Consider the following 16,708-nt stretch of genomic DNA (forward strand, 5'->3'; position numbering starts at 1 on the left):
CCTCCCACCCGTTTGACTACTATCGCCGCCAAGGACGATGCGCTGTTCAAGTCGAACTCGATCCAGGGCAGTGCCATTACCGTCTATGCCTCTAATGGTGCGCCGACCAACGTCATCATGCGCTGGGCCAAGGTCGACAGCGCAGCGTCAGGCGGCCAGGATGTGTGGAACATGTTCTATGCATCCAATACCCTCGCCACCGGTGCCGAGACTATGTGGACCAATCTCGGCCAAGACTACACGTTCAAGGGCGACGGCACGCTGCTGAACGACGTTCCTTCGGTGACCATTCCCAACCTCACCGTGAACGGTGTCAATGTCGGCGAGGTCCAGCTCAACCACGGCAAGGCCGGCATTACCCAGTTCAACGACGTGAACGGCACCGTCAGCACCTCGACGATGATGCAGAACGGCTATGGCGCGGGCGAGTTCGTCTCGGTGGCCATCAATGACAGCGGCCGCGTCACGGCCACCTATACCAATGGCGAGCGTATCGACATGGCGCAGGTGGTGACGGCGGAATTCAACGCCATCAACAAGCTAAAGCGCCTCGACGGCGGCGTGTTTTCCTCCACTTCGGAATCCGGTGAAGCCATTCTGGACCTGTCCGGTTCGGGGGTCATGGGTGGGGCGCTCGAAGCATCCAATACCGATATTTCGGACGAATTCACCAAACTGATCGTGACGCAGCAGGCCTACGCGGCCGGCACCCGTATCGTCAGTGCCGCCGACAAGATGCTGCAAGAAGCACTGAACATGATCCGCTAAGCGAAGCTGGACTTTACCGGTTCGGGGCCTTGCGCTCCGCATCTGGTTTCCTTGTGAGGAGCCCGACTGATGGGTCTGACGACGTCGCTCACCAATGCTGTATCCGGTCTGCGGGTCAATCAGGATTCTCTCGACATCCTGAGCCGCAACATCGCGAATTCCGGTACTCCGGGATATCACAAGCAAGCCAACACCATCGTCGACTACAACAGCCAGTCGAGCAGCTATGCTCGCACTGTCGGAGCTACCCGCGCATTCAATACCAGCCTCCAGACCTACTATACCCGCCAGGTGTCTGACACGGCCAACTCCGGCATCCAGGCCAGCTATCTCGACCGCCTGCAGGGCTTCCTTGGCAAGCCCGGCACGGCTGGCTCGCTGGATACGCTGTTTACGGGCCTGCAGAATTCATTGCAGGGCATTGCTACCAGTCCCGATGACTACACGGCCAGGTCGCAAGCCGTTACGTCAGCCCAGAACATGGTGGAAACGCTCAATAGGCTTTCCGGCACCATCCAGGGCATGCGCCAGGAAACCGAAGGCCAGATCGCCTCCGACGTCCATAACCTCAACGGCATGTTGAACTCGCTGTCCGAGGTCAATGGGCGGATGCTCGACCTGGGCATGACTGGCGGGGCCCGGGCGGCGCTGCTCGATCAGCGCGACCGGCTGGTTTCGTCCGTCGCCGAAATGATCGACGTGCGTGCCGACTATCGCCCTGACGGTACCGTGGCGCTGATGACGCGCTCCGGCGTCGGCCTGCTCGACAACGGTGTATCTACTTTCAGCTTCGAGAGCGCCGGCAGTCTTTCACCCAATGCCACCTTCGATGCGACTGCAACGGATTCTGAGGTGGGCAAAATGATGCTCACCACGCCATCAGGCCTTACCATCGATCTCGTAGCTCATGGCGTCTTGCAAGGTGGCGAGCTGGGCGGACTGATCACCCTCAGGGACAAGACGCTGGTTGAAGCGCAGGCTCAGTTGGACGAGATCGCGTCCAACCTGGCGCTGGCGTTTTCGACCAACCAGAAGGCCGGTTCCGCCACTCCGGCGGGTAACCCGCCGGGGCTCGACCTCGACCTGACCAGCATGCAGCCCGGCAACGACATCCTGCTCACGTATTCGGTGGGTGGCGTCGACAAGCGCGTCCGTATCGTCAACACCAAGGATGCATTCGATTATACCGACGCGACGGGCCAGAAGGTTATTGGCGTCGACCTGTCCAACGGCAGTGCTGCACGCGACGCTTTGCAGAGCAAGGTTCCCGGTCTCAGATTTGACAGCACCGGCCCCACCAATCTGCGTGTTCTTGATGACGCCACCAATCCAGCCAACGCTGTAGTGATCAAATCAGGTGTGTCGCGCACCACGTCGACCGGCGTTCGGGACGCCGGGCTGGGCTTCGATCTGTTCGTCGATCAGGGCAACGCGGGTTTTACCAACAACCTCGACACTGACCCACCGCAGAAGCAGGGCTTTGCGGCCCGTATTTCAATCAATTCCGAGGTTCTAGCCGACAACCGCCTGATGGTGCAGTCCACGACCGGTGGCACCTTAGGTGATGATGGTCGCGCCAAGCATGTGATCGAACAGCTCAAAAACATGAAGTTCGTTTCGGGTGGTGACCCGATCTCGAGCAGCGGTCAGTTCCAGCTCAGCGGCAGTCTGGGCGAGATGATCTCGCAGGTGGTGGGTTTCCAAGGCTCGACGGTTAATGCGGCCTTGACCAAACGCGACGACCGCCAGCTAACGCTCGACACTATCGTTGACCAGATGGACAGCGAATATGGCGTCAATGTCGACGAGGAAATGGCCCGGTTGATGGAATTGCAGAATGCCTACGCGGCCAACGCCCGCGTAGTCTCGATAGTCAAGGAATTGCTAGACGCCCTGTTCGCGGCGACTTGAGGAGTAGGGTAAGATGATCGTCAACAAATCGATGTTTCCGGTACAGACCGGTTTCGGCGTCATCTCCAAGATGCAGGACAAATTTGCCACGCTGCAAATGCAGCTTGGAACCGGTGACAAGGCCTCCAAGCTTTCAGAGATGGGCCGCGATTTGCCGCTGTCGCTGTCGGTGCGCTCGCGTCTCGGCAGCATCGAGGGCTTCTCGGCCAATATCGATACAGTGAACCTACGCCTGAGCTTTCTCGACAAGACCATGACGCGCTTCGACAAAATGGAAGGCGAGGCACGCAACGCGGCGATCCCTGGCCAATACGGCACTGGCGGTATCAACATGGCGACGCTGCCGAGCCTGTCAGCGGCACGTTTCGACGAGATCGTCACCATGCTGAATGAGGATGTGGCGGGGCGTTATCTGTTTGGCGGCAAGAACACCGACAAGCCGCCGCTGTTGACGACCGATGCTCTGCTCAATGGGGAGGGCGGGAAGTCGGGTTATACCGAGGTGGTGCGCCAGCGTCGCATAGCCGATGGCGTTGATGATGGCGTTGTCGCTGCATCGCCGGGTCCACCAGTAATCGCACCATTGGCGCCCGGCAGGTTGACGATCGACGGTACTACACCCGGTACTGTTACTCTTGGCGAAGATGGCACGGCAGCCCATCCGTTTGGGTTCAAGCTGTCGACCATTTCCACCACGGCGGCTTCGACGGCCGTCGCGATCACGACGCCTGCGACGGTTCCCAAGACGTTCGGCATTGCGTTTACGGGTCAGCCGGCCAGTGGCGACAACATCAATGTCGGTCTCAAACTTCCCGACGGCACGGAAACGCAGGTCAAGTTGACGGCGACATCCGAAGTTCCGCCGCCTCCTGGCACGTTCCTGATCGATGCTACTCCCGATCAGACAGCGGCAAACTACCAGACGGCTCTGGGCCAGGCGCTGGAGCGTACGGCAAAAACCGATCTGCGCGCGGCCTCGGCATTTGCTGCGGCCAATGATTTTTTCCATGAAGACGGTACAGCCTGGGTTCCAACGACCTCGGTACCGGGGGGTAAGCCGGATGGACTTGCTCCCAACAGCACCAACTTCGTGCAGTGGTACACCGGGAGCCAGGCTCCTGCCGGTCAAAGTGCCCGCCAGTCGGTGTCGGCTGCTATCGATGATGCAAGCCGGGTCAATTATGGCATGCAGGCCAATGAAAGCGGCTTCCTGGGCCTGATCCGTTCACAGGCGGCACTGGCTATTTCGACCTATCCGTCCGAGGCGGAGGTTCGCGGCGATCTTGAAAGCACCCGTCTGGCTGCTATGGCGCAGCCGGAGGGGCCACTACGATCCAGCGCTCTGGCCGCTTACGAGGGGAAGGTCCAAGCGAGCTATCGACTTTCTACGGGGTTCTTCGACGGGATGGCAACGCGGCAGCAGTCCGAATTGTCCGAGGGTCAGAATTCCGAGGCGGGGTCGATCGAGATCATCACCATGGATATCGGCATTGCGATGAAGTCGCTGGAAAATGCCACGGACCGTCATAAAACCTACAAGAGCCAGTTGGATAACTTGCTCAGTGACGTTGAAACAGTGAGCAAGGAAGACGTGGCGATGGAGATCCTGGCGCTGCAGACTCGGTTGCAGGCGAGCTATCAGACCACCTCGATGGTCGCCAAGTTGAGCCTCGTCAACTTCATCTGATTGCTTACTATCGGCACAAACAAAAAGCCCCGCCATGAGCGGGGGTTTTTGTTTGCAAACCTTGTATCGGCTAATTCGCGCGCAGGCCCATGGCTAGCTGGCGATTGATGTTGATCAGCGAGTCGAGGCGGGCAGGGGCAATCGGATCGAGCAGGATTTCGCGGGTTTCGTTCAGGATGTAGATGCCAAGATTGGCAATGTTCTGTTTTAGCGCATCGGGCATCGGATTTTCTTCGCGCGTGACCGAGGTGACGAACACGGTCCACAGCTTGCGATTGAAGGTCAGCACAACCTTGAGGCTATCGAAATCGGCTGGCCAGTTTTCGCGGATCGTCTGCATCGAAGCGGCAGATTTCATCAACAGAGCCGCTTCACGCTCGCGAGGCGATTCAATCGTCTTGGCGGTCTGTTGATAAGCTGCTGCGCCGTGATGCTGCATGGTCAAACAAGTCCTGTTCGTACTGGATCAGCTCTCTAGCTGCCTTGAGAGCTTTATACAGGTCGCCCGTTAAGATGCAGTTATTGATATGGTCAGCAATTGATAATGTGCTGGGAACGGCGGCAACGAAGTCGTTGATGAGGCTGAAATATTGCGCGCGCAGCGTGGTGATGTCCTCGTCGATATACATCAGCTGGACGGCGAGATAGACGCGCTTGGCAGGCGTGTCCGCCGCCTCCAGAGTCATGATATCCTTTTCGCGCAGCACAGGGGCCGTGCCCTCGATGAACAGTCGCGAGCGCTGGTCCGAGTTGGTGATGATGCACTGGCCCACCAGCAGCTTTTCGCCGGGCTTGAGTTCGACCTTGAGTGCCAATTTGCAATCCTGACGCGATAGTGGAATTTAGCTGTAACCTAGCGCCATTTGTGGCGCTTTGTCGTCGGGGCAGGGACAAAGAAAAAGGCGGGCCCAAGAGCCCGCCTTCCATATTCGATTTGAGACGATTAACGCAGCAGCTGCAGCACGCCCTGATCGGCCTGGTTGGCCATCGACAGGGTCGAAGACGCCAGCGACTGACGGGTCTGGAGAGCCATCATGTTGGCCGCTTCCTGGTTCATGTCGGCCAGGGTCAGGTTGCCGGCACCGGTTTCGAGCGTGTTGATCATGGACTTGGTGAAGTCCTGACGGTTCTGAACGATCGACAGGTTCGAGCCGAAAGCCGAAGCCTGCGAGCGAACGTTGTTGAGGGCACCCTTGACCTTGTCGGTCAGGCTGTCGATGTTAGTGTCACTGTCCAGGTCCTTGGCAGCCAAGTTGCTCAGGCTGAACTTGGCGGCATCGATCGACTGGCCATTCTTGGACTGAATGTCGATCGAGGAGGTGCCGGTTTCGTTGAACGTGATCTTCAGCTTGTCGCCGCGCAACAGGTTGATACCGTTGAAGGACGCGTCGTCGGAGAGCTTGTCCAGCTGATCGCGCAGTTCATTGAACTGCGAAGCCAGATCGGAACGGACGGTATTGCCGGTGATCGTGGATTCCGCCGAGGTGTTGCCGGTGACGTTGCCAGCGGCATTGGTGCCCTGCACGGTCAGATCCCTGGTCGACAGGTTCTGGATGCGCAGTTTGCCGTTGTCGTTGGAAGCCTTGATATTGTCCTTCAGCGACGCATTGGAGTTCATCTCGCTGACGAGGTTGTCTAGGGTCTTGACCAGGGTCAACGAAGCACTGGTGGTGCCGCCAACCGTACCATTGGCAGCAACGGTGCCAAACAGGTTTGCATCCTTGCCGCCGATGCTGAGGTTGCCAGCGTCGGTCGTGGTGGCGCGAATGCCGACCTTGTTGGTTTCAACATAGGCTTCGAACTTGGAACCGGCGGCCTTCAACTGTGCGTTGATTTCGGCCGTTGCGGTGGTCTTGTCGGCGCCGGTGGTGGCACGATCAAGAGTGACGGCGGTGCCGTTGATCGAGAACTCGAACTTGGCATCAGAACCGGTGGTGCCGGTCTTGTTGGCACCCATTACGCTGGTTGCGGTGCCGCCAGCGTCGTTGGTGACGGTGATCTGGCCGTCTTCACTGCTGGCCGCGTCGAGCTTGATGAAGTTGGTCGAGATGCTGGCTGTGACCTTGCCGTCAAGCGCGGTGCCGGCCAGACCAGACTGGATCTCGGCGAGGACGGCAGACTTGTTGTCGCCGGCAGCACGAGCGGTGATAGCCACATCGACGCTCTTGCCGTCGTATTTGATCGTCATCGTGCCGGCGGTGACTGCACCGGTGGTCAAGTTGGCAGCGCCGGTAACGGTGGACGCGGCAGCAGCGGTGGGCGCTGCGTAGTCAGCGCTGGTCTTGCCATACTGGCCCGAGCCAACGGTGGTCAGGCCGAAGTCGGTGGTGCCGGTGAAGGCGCCGCCCGAAAAGCTCAGCTTGCCAGCGCCGGAAGGATCGAGTGTGGTGATGTTGAAGGACTTGGTCTCGAAGGACTTGTCCTGGCGAGCCTGGCGCAGGGTCGACTGCATGGACTCTAGGGACTTGGTCAGGGCGCTGAGGCCGTTATCGGCGGCTTCGATGGTCTTGATGCCGTTAGCCATCGAGTCCATCAGGTTGTTTAGGTCGCCCGCACGGCTGTTCAGCGAAGAAGCCGTGAAGAAGTTGGTCGGGTTGTCGAGAGCCGAATTGACCTTGTTGCCGGTCGACAGCCGGTCCTGGGTCTTGGACATCATCGCCGAAACGTTCTGTAGCGACGAGAGGTTGGAGCGAACGGCTTTCGAGAGATTGATTTCGGCCATTGTGGAAGTCCTTTTCTAGGATTTGACTTTAGATCGCCTCTTCTGAGACTTCCCGCAGATTGGCCCGCGGCTGATAAAAATTCGTTAATTTCGGTGCGCAGTTGCACTGATAATGCCGCTTATTTGGGCTCGGTTAACAAGCGGTGAGCCGAAAACGGAAAACCCGCGCATAGTTTGCGCGGGTTTTTGGCAATGGGCTATTTTTATTGGCTAAGCTTGCAGATCCTTCAGGCGCATTTTCATGTTGTCTGGAATGTCGCTGGCGCCGATTCGAGCATATAACTCGCTCAAGGTCTTGGGCGTGGGGGTCAGTGCGCCGGAGAGGACTGCCGCAGCAAAGGTGGTGCCGCTTGATTGAGACTTATATTCGATATCGGGCTGACTACGCGGGCGCTGCTCGAAGCGCATTTGTGAAGTCGATGCTTCGACGGGCGACGGAGGATTGACCGGTGCAACTTGAGCAACTCGTCCCATAGGGCGCACCGCCTCGCTGAGGTTGGTCGTCCCGATCGGCAGGGGCAAGGCTGGTGTCAACATAGAGCGATGTCCTTCTGTACACGCTGTGACACTCAGATATAGATTCCAAGTCGTTTCGCATCGATTGTTTCATCAAGTTGCAATTAACTTAAATTGTATTGTTAGAGTGCCCGGTTTACCGCAATACCGCGGGCTGAACTTGATGGGTCTACTGCAATGGTTCCGGCACGACCATAGGCTCTGGCCCTGTTCTGCTGTCCGACCACTTTGGCTACATCGGTAAGCAGGTCTTCGGTCACCATGCGGGCCGTGGCCAGTACTCTTAGATTTTCTGCCATCTGGGTGGCGAGACGCTCGTGTCCCTGGCGCAGACGTGCCACGGCGTCGGGCGCCTCGACAGCCAGGCGGGCGCTTTGGCGTTGTACCGAGCGGGCAAAGCCCACGTAGTCCTGTGCCAAACGAGTCTTTTCGGGGGTCAGCACGCCGGCCTTCCGCATGTGACCGGCGCGGAGCAATGTGGTCTCTTGGTTCATCACATTGACGAGGGCCGAGAGCGCGATCTCGACCATCTGGCAGAGGTCTTCGGCTGGCAGGCTATCCATTGCGGCTAGGCGTGCGGCTGCGGTCATTGTTGAGCTCCCGGCAATTTGTTCTGGTTATTGGCTGCTTCCTGCATGGCGAGCAGGTCGGGCAGCAGTTGTTCGGCGATGCCGAGGCCGCCATTCTGGGCCATTGTGGCACCCATCTGTTCGGACTGCATGGAGCGCCAGGTCTCTTCGCCAAAGCCGCCGCCCATGACGCTCGCGTCGGTCTTGATCGACGAGAACATTTCCTTGGTCAGCGTATTGAGGAAGACGCCTTCGAGTTCTTCCGCCTGCGCCTTGACCTTGGCATATTGATCGAGCGTCAGTGTCGATCCGGGCTTGGCAACAGTTCCCAGCATCATCACAGCACCTCGATTTCCGCCTGCAGGGCGCCGGTAGCCTTGATGGCCTGGAGGATGGCGATAAGGTCGCGTGGCGAGATGCCGAGCGCGTTGAGCCCATCCACCAGTTCCTGTAGCGTCACGGACTCCTTGACGACGGCGAGGGCGGTTTCCGAAAGGTTGGCGTTTAGGGTGGTGCTGTCCTGTACCGCGGTGACGCCATTGCTCAGCGGGGCGGGCTGAATGATCGTTGGGTTTTCAGCGATAGTGACGGTGAGATTGGACTGCGCCACGGCAACGCTCGAGACGCGCACATCCTTGCCCATGACGATGATGCCGGAATTCTCGTCGATGACGATCTTGGCGACCTGGTCGGTCTCCACCATCAGCTGCTCGATGTCGGTGAGCAGATCGACGATATTGCCGTTGAAGCCCGGGGGCAGGGTGACGCGCACCGTGGCTGGATCTTCGGGTGTCGCTGTCGGTGCACCGATGAAGTCATTGACCGCCAGCGCGATGCGGCGTGCCGTGGTCAGGTCCGGGTTGCGCAGTGCAAGCCGGAGCGAGGTCTGCGAGCCGAGGTGGAAGTCGATTTCGCGTTCGATCATGGCGCCAGACGAGATGCGACCGGTGGTCGGCACGCCGGAAATGATGGTGGCGGCGTCGCCCTCTGCTTTGAAGCCATTGATGGAGACTGGGCCCTGCGCAATCGCATAGACCTCCCCGTCGGCGCCGAGCAGGGGCGTCACCAGCAGCGTGCCGCCCTGCAGGCTGTCACTGTCGCCCATGGCGGCAACCGAGACGTCCATGCGCGAGCCTTGGGTGGCGAAGGCTGGCAGGTTTGCGGTGACCATGACGGCGGCGACGTTGGCCGTACGAACGTTCTCGCCGGCTGTATTGACGCCGAGCCGTTCCAGCATGGATTGGAGCGACTGCTTGGTGAAGGGGGAATTGTTGAGGCTGTCGCCCGTGCCGTTGAGGCCGACGACGAGGCCATAGCCAACCAACTGGTTTTCACGGACGCCTTCGAAGTCGACGATATCCTTGATGCGGGCAGCGGCAGCGCTGGCCTCGACGGCCGGCAGCAACACCAAGGTGAAGGTGAGCGCTCCGGCAAAAATCTGGCGCAACAGCGATTTGGTCATCAGGCATCCCCGTCATCTCGTCGCACCATCCCCATGGCGCCACATTCGACAGGGTCATTGCGAAAACCGTGCCAGTTCCGTCCGAGAGCTATAACTGGATGAATTAAAACGATATTTTTGGATTTCTTGAAGCCGGGCGCTATGATCGGATGCCATGGTGCGCAATTCTTGCCGGGTTCGTTAATGCCCTGTTAAGGTGTAGCGGCAGATTTTGCCGGTAGGCAGCAAAAGTGATTTGAGTCCCAGCTTGCGCATCGACACCACCAATCGAACAACGGGTATCGGCCGAGGCAATGCTGCTGGCCGCACCGGCTCGGGCGTGGACTTCGTGCCTGCCGGCGGCGCGGCCCCGGCGCGGGTCGCGGGCAACATGCCGACGCAGGCCATGACCGGGATGGACTCCATCCTGGCCCTGCAGGCAGTCGAAGTGCCGCTGACCTCCAAGAAGAAAGCCGTTCGGCGCGGCGCTTCGCTGCTCGATATGCTGGACGAGATCAAGGCTGACCTGCTGATCGGCAAGGTCAGTCCCGACAGTCTCGACAGCATGACGACAATGCTCAGCGAGATGCGCGAGCGGAGCTTGCCGGGCCTCGATAGCCTGCTCAACGACATCGAACTGCGAGTGCGCGTTGAGCTCGCCAAATTCGGCCGCTATCCGCCGATTTGACTGCCGGTCATCAAATTGTTGTCAATTCCCGGCTACAGGCCTGCTGCATGGGCACTTTCCTGCGTTAAGCACCTGCGTTCTGGATGCTTGCGGGAGGCTTTCGAGGCGCATATACAGGCCGCTTAGGGGCCAATGGGAGTTGAGTCTGCTGATGTCTTCGGTTGCTGAAGTAATTGAATACCGGCCCAGTGACGACGAGCCGTTCATGAACCCGCGCCAGCGGGAATATTTCCGGGCCAAGTTGAATGCTTGGAAGGGTGATATTCTTCGCGAGAGCCGCGAGACTCTCGGAAATCTTCAGGAAGAAAGCCAGAACCATCCGGACATGGCCGATCGCGCCAGTTCGGAAAGCGATCGCTCGTTGGAGTTGCGCACGCGCGACCGTCAGCGCAAGCTGATCTCCAAGATCGATGCCGCGCTGAAGCGCCTCGACGATAATACTTATGGCTATTGCGAAGAAACCGGCGATCCAATCGGCATTGCCCGGCTTGACGCCCGGCCGATTGCAACCCTGAGCCTTGAGGCCCAGGAGATGCATGAGCGTCGCGAAAAGGTGTATCGCGACGAGTGAATTCCTGCAAATTTTTTTAGAAGGCCCGCATCGTTGCGGGCCTTTTAATTGCCCGGCCCAAGTCGGGTCGAAGCAACATTAATCTTAGCGTAGGTCAGCTGTTTTCTTGACTTGCTACTGTCACATCTTCGCGTCCATATGAGGCCGTTGAACTTGGGAGAGCAACATGCTGCAGGTGGTCTCGAAGCTGCGCTGGTTCGGTCTGGCAATCCTGTTAGCGCTGGCGGCGCCCGGCGCCATGGCCGCCGATACCAAAATCACGCTGCTGGAAGATACTGACCTGCCGGGCTTCGACTATTCTATCCTAAAGGATGTGGATATCGATGCCTGCACGGCGGCCTGCACCGATGACAAGATCTGCCGGGCGTTCACTTTCAACGAACAGTCCAACTGGTGCTTCCTCAAGGGAGCCTTGGGCGAACAGGCCGAATTCAAGGGCGCAACATCCGGCCGCGTCAGTCGCTCGCCTTCTGCGGCCGTCACCGAAGCGGCACGGCAGGATGAGCTGCCATTCCCGGCTCAGGATATCATAGACACCGCCAAGAGCTTTGCCGCCAACCTGCCGCAGACCGACGCGCCGCCACCCAAGGTGACCTATGCCGCACTGATAGCGTCGGCCGGAGAGGCGCTGGCTGAAGGCAATGTTGTTTCGGCCATCGTCGCCTATCGCCAGGCGCTGGCGATCAACGCCAACGACCGTGCGATCTGGCAGGCTCTCGCCCAGGCCACTCTGAGCCGGGCAGAGACCGTCGCGGGCCAGGCCGAAGGCGACAATAGCTACGACCTCGCACAGACCGCCACGTCTGCAGCGATGAATGCCTTCCTTCGTTCGTCGGAAAAGCAGGACCGTGCCGATGCGCTGGCGGCTCTTTCCAACGGTCTTGAATTTCGCGAGTCGTGGCGCGAGGCGATTGCCAGCTATCGCCTAAGCCTCGATCTTGCCCCCAACGACGCCGTTGCCGCCCATCTCGACGAGATTGTGGCGGAGCATGGCTTCCGCATTGTCAGCCACGAGGTTGACGCCGAGGCGGCCTCTCCCCGCGTTTGCGCCGTATTTTCCGATCCACTGCCGCTCGATCAGGGCGACCTATCGGCCTATGTCGTCGTTGCCGATGCGCCCCAGGCTTCGGTCGAAACCGAGCAGGAGCAGATCTGCGTCGAAGGGCTCGATCATGGCGGACGCTATTCGATCCGCCTGCGCGCCGGACTTCCTTCGGCCGACGGCGAAAGCCTGCTCAAGGATGTGGTGCTCGACGTCTATGTGCCTGACCGCGCGCCCTTTGTCGGTTTCGCCAACAATGCCTATGTGATGCCTGCCGGCCTCGGCGGCGGCCTGCCGATCACGTCGGTCAATGCCGAAACCGCTGAGCTGATGATCTACCGTATTGGCGACCGCTCGATTGCCACTGCCGTGCGCGACGGCATTTTCCAGGGCAACCTGTCGCAATATGGTGCCGAAGACATTGCCGACCGCGTCGGCGAACAGGTCTGGACCGGAGAAGTCGATCTGGCGCAAGGCCAACCTAACGAGCTGATCACCACCGCCATCCCCGTTGCCGAAGCACTCGGCCAGATGGAGCCTGGCGCCTATGTCATCACCGCGCGGATTGCCAAGGGCGGCGATGAGTATTGGGACGATGTCGCCACGCAGTGGTTCATCGTCACCGACCTGGGCCTGACCACTATCGAAGGCGACGATGGCGTGCATGCCTTCGTGCGCGGCCTGGCCGATGCGCAACCGATTGCCGATGCCACTGTACGTCTGGTCGCCATCAACAACGAAGTCCTTGGCGAAGCCAGGACCGATGCCGATGGTCGTGCCGTGTTCGCGCCGGGCCTGGCGCGCGGCACAGGGGGCAGGGCGCCACAATTGCTGGTCGCCGAAACCGCAGATGGCGACTATGCCTTCCTCGACCTTTCCCGCCCGGCCTTCGATTTGACCGACCGCGGCGTCGAAGGCCGTCCGTCGCCTGGTCCGCTCGACGTTTTTGCCACCACTGAACGCGGAGTCTATCGTCCGGGCGAAGTGGTCTATCTCACAGCGCTGTTGCGGGATGACCGTGCCAATGCCGTAACCGGCCTGCCGCTGACCCTGGAAGTTGAGCGCCCCGACGGCGTAGTTGCGACCCGCGAAGTGCTCAAGGATGAGGGCGCCGGCGGCTATTTCGCGGCCCTGCCTATGGTTTCGGAAGCCATGCGTGGTTCGTGGACCGCGCGGCTTTATGCCGATCCCAAGGCCGAAGCGCTATCAAGCACCACTTTCCTCGTCGAGGATTTCGAGCCTGAACGCCTGGCCTTCGAAGTCAGCGCTGCCGATGCACCGTTCGAGACCGGCGTAACCACCGAGATCGATATCGCCGCAAAGTATCTCTACGGCGCCACCGCGCCGGGGCTCGCCATAGAAGCCGACGCAATCATCAGCCCGACGACGACGCTGGAGGCTTTCCCCGGCTACACCTTTGGCCGCCTTGATGACACCATCGAAACCACCCGCGAGCCGTTGGGCGTCGTCGGTACCACCGATGATGCCGGCAATGCCGTGGCCGAAGTGACCCTGTCCGAAACGCAGGTCACGACGCGTCCGCTGCAGGCCCAGCTTTTGCTGCGCCTCGTCGACAGCAATGGCCGCAGCATCGAGCGCAGCATCAGCCGGCCTGTGCTGGCCAGCGGCGATCGCCTCGGCATCAAGCCGACCTTCAACGATGCCACCGGTCTGGCCGAAGGCAGCGAAGCGCAGTTCGACATCGTCGCCGTTTCGCCCGAGGGCAAGGCCGTCGCCAAGACTGGCCTCAACTGGTCGATCTCGCGCGTCGAAACCAATTACCAGTGGTATCGCAATGGCTCGGCCTGGCAGTGGGAGGCCATCACCACGACCCGCGAAGTGGCGACCGGCAGCGTGGACACGCCCGACGGCGGCCCGGTGACCATCGGCGCCAATGTTGATTGGGGCCAGTATCGGGTCGAAGTCGAAAGCAGTGGCGACAACCCGACGTCGTCCAGCTACGAATTCTATGCCGGCTATTATTACGCCGATGCTGGCAGCGACACGCCTGACTCGCTGCAGGTTGCATTGGACAAGCCAGCCTACAAGATTGGCGAAACCGCCAACCTCAAGCTCGATCCGCAGTTTGCAGGTACGGCCCTGATCATGGTGGTGGACAATCGCGTCATCGCCATGCAGGCCGTCGAAGTGCCCGAAGGTGGCACCACCGTGCCGCTGGAAGTGACTGAGGAATGGGGTCCGGGCGCCTATGTGACCGCGATCCTTTATCGCCCAGCCGACGCGTCCGAGAAGCGCATGCCATCGCGGGCGCTTGGTCTTGCATTCGCCGACGTCGATCCCGGTGACCGCCAGCTCGACGTCAAGCTCGGCACGCCCAGCGAAACACTGCCGCGCCAGTCTTTCACCACCACGGTCGAACTCGGCAACCTGGCCGTCGGCCAGACCGCCTATGTCGCCGTCGCGGCGGTCGATCTGGGCATTCTCAACCTGACCAACTTCAAGGTTCCGGACCCCGACGGCTGGTATTTCGGCCAGCGCCAGCTCGGCATGGATGTCCGCGATCTTTATGGCTCGCTGATTGATCCGACCCAGGGTCTGGCGGGCGCTCTGCGCTCGGGCGGTGACGGAGATTCGTCGCGCACCGGCACGCCACCGGCCACCTCGGTGCTGGTCGCGCTGCATTCCGGCATCGTCAAGGTCGATGCGGACGGCAAGGCGACTGTGACCTTCGACATGCCCGACTTCTCCGGCACCGTTCGCGTCATGGCCATGGCCTGGACCGACACGGCCGTGGGTCATGCTTCCGCCGACGTAATTGTTCGCGATCCGGTGGTCGTCACGCTCAGCCCACCGCGTTTCCTGCGTGTTGGTGATGAGTCCCGCCTGCTGGTCGAGATTAACAACATCAGCGGCGCGGCCGGCAGCTATGGTGTCGCGCTCTCGACTGGCGAAGGCATCGCAACCCCATCTGCGTCGAGCGATGTCAAACTGGCGCAGGGCGACCGAACCTCGCTGGCTCTCAAGCTCAACGGCATGCAAATCGGCGACTGGCCGGTGGTGCTCAACATCACCGCGCCCGATGGCACGACGCAAACCAAGGAACTGCTGCTCGGCGTGCGTCCGATCAGCGCTCCAGTGACGATCAGCCGCCTGCTGCCGATCAAGGCGGGCGAGAGCGTCACGGTCGGCGACGACTATTTCGAGAGCTTCATGGCCAATACCGGCCAGATGACGCTTGCGATTGGTCCCCTGGCCCGGCTTGACGTGCCCGGTCTGCTGCTGTCGCTCGACCGCTACCCCTATGGCTGCTCCGAGCAGCTTTCCAGCCGTGCCTTGCCGCTGCTTTATCTCAACGACGTGGCCAAGCTGATCGGCCTCGGCGGGGACGAAGAACTCAAGGACACGGTCACCGGCGCTATTGCCGATATCCTGTCCAAGCAGACTTCCGGCGGCGGTTTCGGCCTCTGGGGTCCGTTCGACGGCGGCGACATGTGGCTCGACGGCTTCGTCACCGACTTCCTGCTGCGCGCCAAGGCAGCCGGCTACGCAGTGCCCGAGCTATCCATGACCATGGCGCTCGATAACCTCACCAACCAGTTGTCCTACGCCACCGACTTCGACAATGGCGGCGAAGACGTGGCCTATGCGCTGTATGACCTGGCCCGCGCCGGCCGCGTCTCGATGGGCGACCTGCGTTACTATCATGAAGCACGCCTGTCGGCCTTTGGCTCGCCGCTGGCCCAGGCGCAACTCGGCGCGGCTCTCGCTCTCTATGGCGATCCGGGTCGAGCCAGCTCTGCCTTCGCGGCGGCGGTTGAAGGCCTGTCCGAGCCTGAAGACAAGCGTCGTTACCGCGCCGATTACGGCACGCGCCTGCGTGACATTGCCGGCGTGCTGGCCCTGGCCGCCGAGTTCAAGCCGGCTGGCGTGGACCTGATGGCGCTGTCCAACCAATTGGCCACGCTGCGGGATCGTGAACGCTACACCTCGACGCAGGAAGACAGCTGGACGCTGTTGGCTGCCGCGGCAGTTGGTGCGGCCAGCACTGATGGCTCGATCACGCTCAATGGTGAAGCGCTGACCGGACAGGTCTATCGCTCGCTCGAGGAGACCGACTTTGCCCCGGTTGAAATAGCCAATACCGGCGCTTCCGACACCGAGGCCAAGGTGACGGTCACCGGCTATCCCGAAACGGCGCCGGCAGAATCCAGCAATGGCTTCACCCTGATCCGCGAGTACTTCCTGCCCGACGGCACTCCGGTCGATCCAGAAGCGGCGCCGCTGGCCCAGAACGATCGTCTGGTCGTGCTGCTGACGGTGCGTCCGCAACAGCTCGGTTCAGGCCAGTACATGGTTGCCGATCCGTTGCCGGCTGGTTTCGAGATCGAAAATCCCGATCTTTCTGCCGGGGGCGGCGCCTCGGACTTCAGCTGGCTGACGCTCGACACGGCGACCCATGTCGAGTCGCGCACCGACCAGTATGTGGCGGCCTTCCGCTACTTCTCGGACTACGCCACGTTCCGGACTGCCTACCTGGTCCGCGCCGTTTCGCCCGGTACATTCGTGCTGCCGGGCGCCACGGTGGAAGACATGTATCGCCCCGAATTCCGGGCGAATACGGCGTCAGGCTCGATCGAGGTCGCCTCCACAGGGCCATGAGCGACGTGATGCTGCATCTTTGTGGGGCGCAGTCGGTGCCCCATCCACGGAACGGCACCTCCCCCTTGACGGGGGAGGGTGGGAGGGGGTGCGACAGCCCCGATCTGCGGGCAAACCGCCCCCCTCCCTTGATCCCTCCCCGCAAGGGGGAGGGTGTCGCCGGGACGCTTGAG

13 protein-coding genes are annotated in these 16,708 nt (G+C 60.7%); 6 read left to right on the forward strand and 7 right to left on the reverse strand.

Features of this window, described 5'->3' with window-relative positions:
• The 3 genes from WH91_RS02415 to WH91_RS02425 all read left to right on the forward strand — a co-directional run.
• Positions 1–768, forward strand: a 768-nt coding sequence (locus WH91_RS02415; protein WP_046169431.1) for a flagellar hook-basal body complex protein, incomplete at its 5' end; no start/stop codon positions are given.
• Between the two features lie 69 nt (positions 769–837).
• Positions 838–2,679, forward strand: a complete 1,842-nt coding sequence (flgK, locus tag WH91_RS02420) for a flagellar hook-associated protein FlgK (protein WP_046169432.1) — start codon at positions 838–840, stop codon at positions 2,677–2,679.
• Positions 2,680–2,692: 13 nt separating this feature from the next.
• Entirely contained in the window at positions 2,693–4,366 is a 1,674-nt protein-coding gene (locus tag WH91_RS02425; RefSeq protein ID WP_046169433.1) for a hypothetical protein, read from the forward strand.
• Between the two features lie 70 nt (positions 4,367–4,436).
• On the opposite strand, the gene flaF is transcribed toward WH91_RS02425, so the two are convergent.
• The 7 genes from flaF to WH91_RS02460 all read right to left on the reverse strand — a co-directional run bounded on the left by flaF (position 4,437) and on the right by WH91_RS02460 (position 9,635).
• Positions 4,437–4,805 (reverse strand): flagellar biosynthesis regulator FlaF, encoded by a 369-nt coding sequence (gene flaF / locus WH91_RS02430; protein WP_046169434.1) that lies wholly within the window; start codon positions 4,803–4,805, stop codon positions 4,437–4,439.
• Positions 4,756–5,181, reverse strand: coding sequence for a flagellar biosynthesis repressor FlbT (gene flbT / locus WH91_RS02435; protein ID WP_046169435.1), 426 nt, complete (start codon positions 5,179–5,181; stop codon positions 4,756–4,758). Before flbT ends, flaF begins: the two co-directional genes overlap by 50 nt.
• A 128-nt stretch (positions 5,182–5,309) precedes the next feature.
• The gene (locus tag WH91_RS02440; protein WP_046169436.1) at positions 5,310–7,088 is read right to left on the reverse strand and encodes a flagellin N-terminal helical domain-containing protein; all 1,779 of its coding nucleotides are present in this window, start codon (positions 7,086–7,088) and stop codon (positions 5,310–5,312) included.
• A 210-nt stretch (positions 7,089–7,298) separates the two neighbouring features.
• On the reverse strand, positions 7,299–7,625 hold the full coding sequence (locus WH91_RS24010) for a hypothetical protein (RefSeq protein ID WP_143078090.1): 327 nt from the start codon (positions 7,623–7,625) through the stop codon (positions 7,299–7,301).
• Positions 7,626–7,726: 101 nt separating this feature from the next.
• Positions 7,727–8,194 carry a hypothetical protein gene (locus WH91_RS02450; protein ID WP_052952538.1) on the reverse strand — a complete coding sequence of 156 codons (468 nt, stop codon included), beginning with the start codon at positions 8,192–8,194 and terminating at the stop codon, positions 7,727–7,729.
• Positions 8,191–8,511, reverse strand: coding sequence for a rod-binding protein (locus tag WH91_RS02455; protein WP_052952539.1), 321 nt, complete (start codon positions 8,509–8,511; stop codon positions 8,191–8,193). Before WH91_RS02455 ends, WH91_RS02450 begins: the two co-directional genes overlap by 4 nt.
• On the reverse strand, positions 8,511–9,635 hold the full coding sequence (locus WH91_RS02460) for a flagellar basal body P-ring protein FlgI (protein ID WP_052952540.1): 1,125 nt from the start codon (positions 9,633–9,635) through the stop codon (positions 8,511–8,513). Before WH91_RS02460 ends, WH91_RS02455 begins: the two co-directional genes overlap by 1 nt.
• 247 nt (positions 9,636–9,882) lie before the next feature.
• On the opposite strand from WH91_RS02460, the gene WH91_RS02465 reads away from it, so the two are divergent.
• The 3 genes from WH91_RS02465 (at position 9,883) to WH91_RS02475 (ending at position 16,535) form a co-directional block, all read left to right on the forward strand.
• On the forward strand, positions 9,883–10,302 hold the full coding sequence (locus WH91_RS02465; protein WP_046169443.1) for a flagellar assembly protein FliX: 420 nt from the start codon (positions 9,883–9,885) through the stop codon (positions 10,300–10,302).
• 151 nt (positions 10,303–10,453) lie between these two features.
• On the forward strand, positions 10,454–10,873 hold the full coding sequence (gene dksA, locus WH91_RS02470; protein WP_046169438.1) for an RNA polymerase-binding protein DksA: 420 nt from the start codon (positions 10,454–10,456) through the stop codon (positions 10,871–10,873).
• A 166-nt stretch (positions 10,874–11,039) separates the two neighbouring features.
• Positions 11,040–16,535, forward strand: a complete 5,496-nt coding sequence (locus WH91_RS02475) for an alpha-2-macroglobulin family protein (RefSeq protein WP_046169439.1) — start codon at positions 11,040–11,042, stop codon at positions 16,533–16,535.
• The last annotated feature ends 173 nt before the right edge of the window (positions 16,536–16,708 follow it).

The sequence above is a fragment of the Devosia psychrophila genome (genome assembly GCF_000971275.1).
GTDB lineage: Bacteria > Pseudomonadota > Alphaproteobacteria > Rhizobiales > Devosiaceae > Devosia > Devosia psychrophila.

What these genes read in the sequence shown, in the direction of transcription:
- dksA (WP_046169438.1), top strand. Translation starts at nt 10,454, where the DNA reads ATGTCTTCGGTTGCTGAAGTAATTGAATACCGGCCCAGTGACGACGAG.
- WH91_RS02425 (WP_046169433.1), top strand. Translation starts at nt 2,693, where the DNA reads ATGATCGTCAACAAATCGATGTTTCCGGTACAGACCGGTTTCGGCGTC.
- flaF (WP_046169434.1), bottom strand. Translation starts at nt 4,805, where the DNA reads ATGCAGCATCACGGCGCAGCAGCTTATCAACAGACCGCCAAGACGATT.
- WH91_RS02440 (WP_046169436.1), bottom strand. Translation starts at nt 7,088, where the DNA reads ATGGCCGAAATCAATCTCTCGAAAGCCGTTCGCTCCAACCTCTCGTCG.
- WH91_RS02460 (WP_052952540.1), bottom strand. Translation starts at nt 9,635, where the DNA reads ATGACCAAATCGCTGTTGCGCCAGATTTTTGCCGGAGCGCTCACCTTC.
- WH91_RS02450 (WP_052952538.1), bottom strand. Translation starts at nt 8,194, where the DNA reads ATGACCGCAGCCGCACGCCTAGCCGCAATGGATAGCCTGCCAGCCGAA.
- WH91_RS02455 (WP_052952539.1), bottom strand. Translation starts at nt 8,511, where the DNA reads ATGATGCTGGGAACTGTTGCCAAGCCCGGATCGACACTGACGCTCGAT.
- WH91_RS24010 (WP_143078090.1), bottom strand. Translation starts at nt 7,625, where the DNA reads ATGTTGACACCAGCCTTGCCCCTGCCGATCGGGACGACCAACCTCAGC.
- flgK (WP_046169432.1), top strand. Translation starts at nt 838, where the DNA reads ATGGGTCTGACGACGTCGCTCACCAATGCTGTATCCGGTCTGCGGGTC.
- WH91_RS02475 (WP_046169439.1), top strand. Translation starts at nt 11,040, where the DNA reads ATGCTGCAGGTGGTCTCGAAGCTGCGCTGGTTCGGTCTGGCAATCCTG.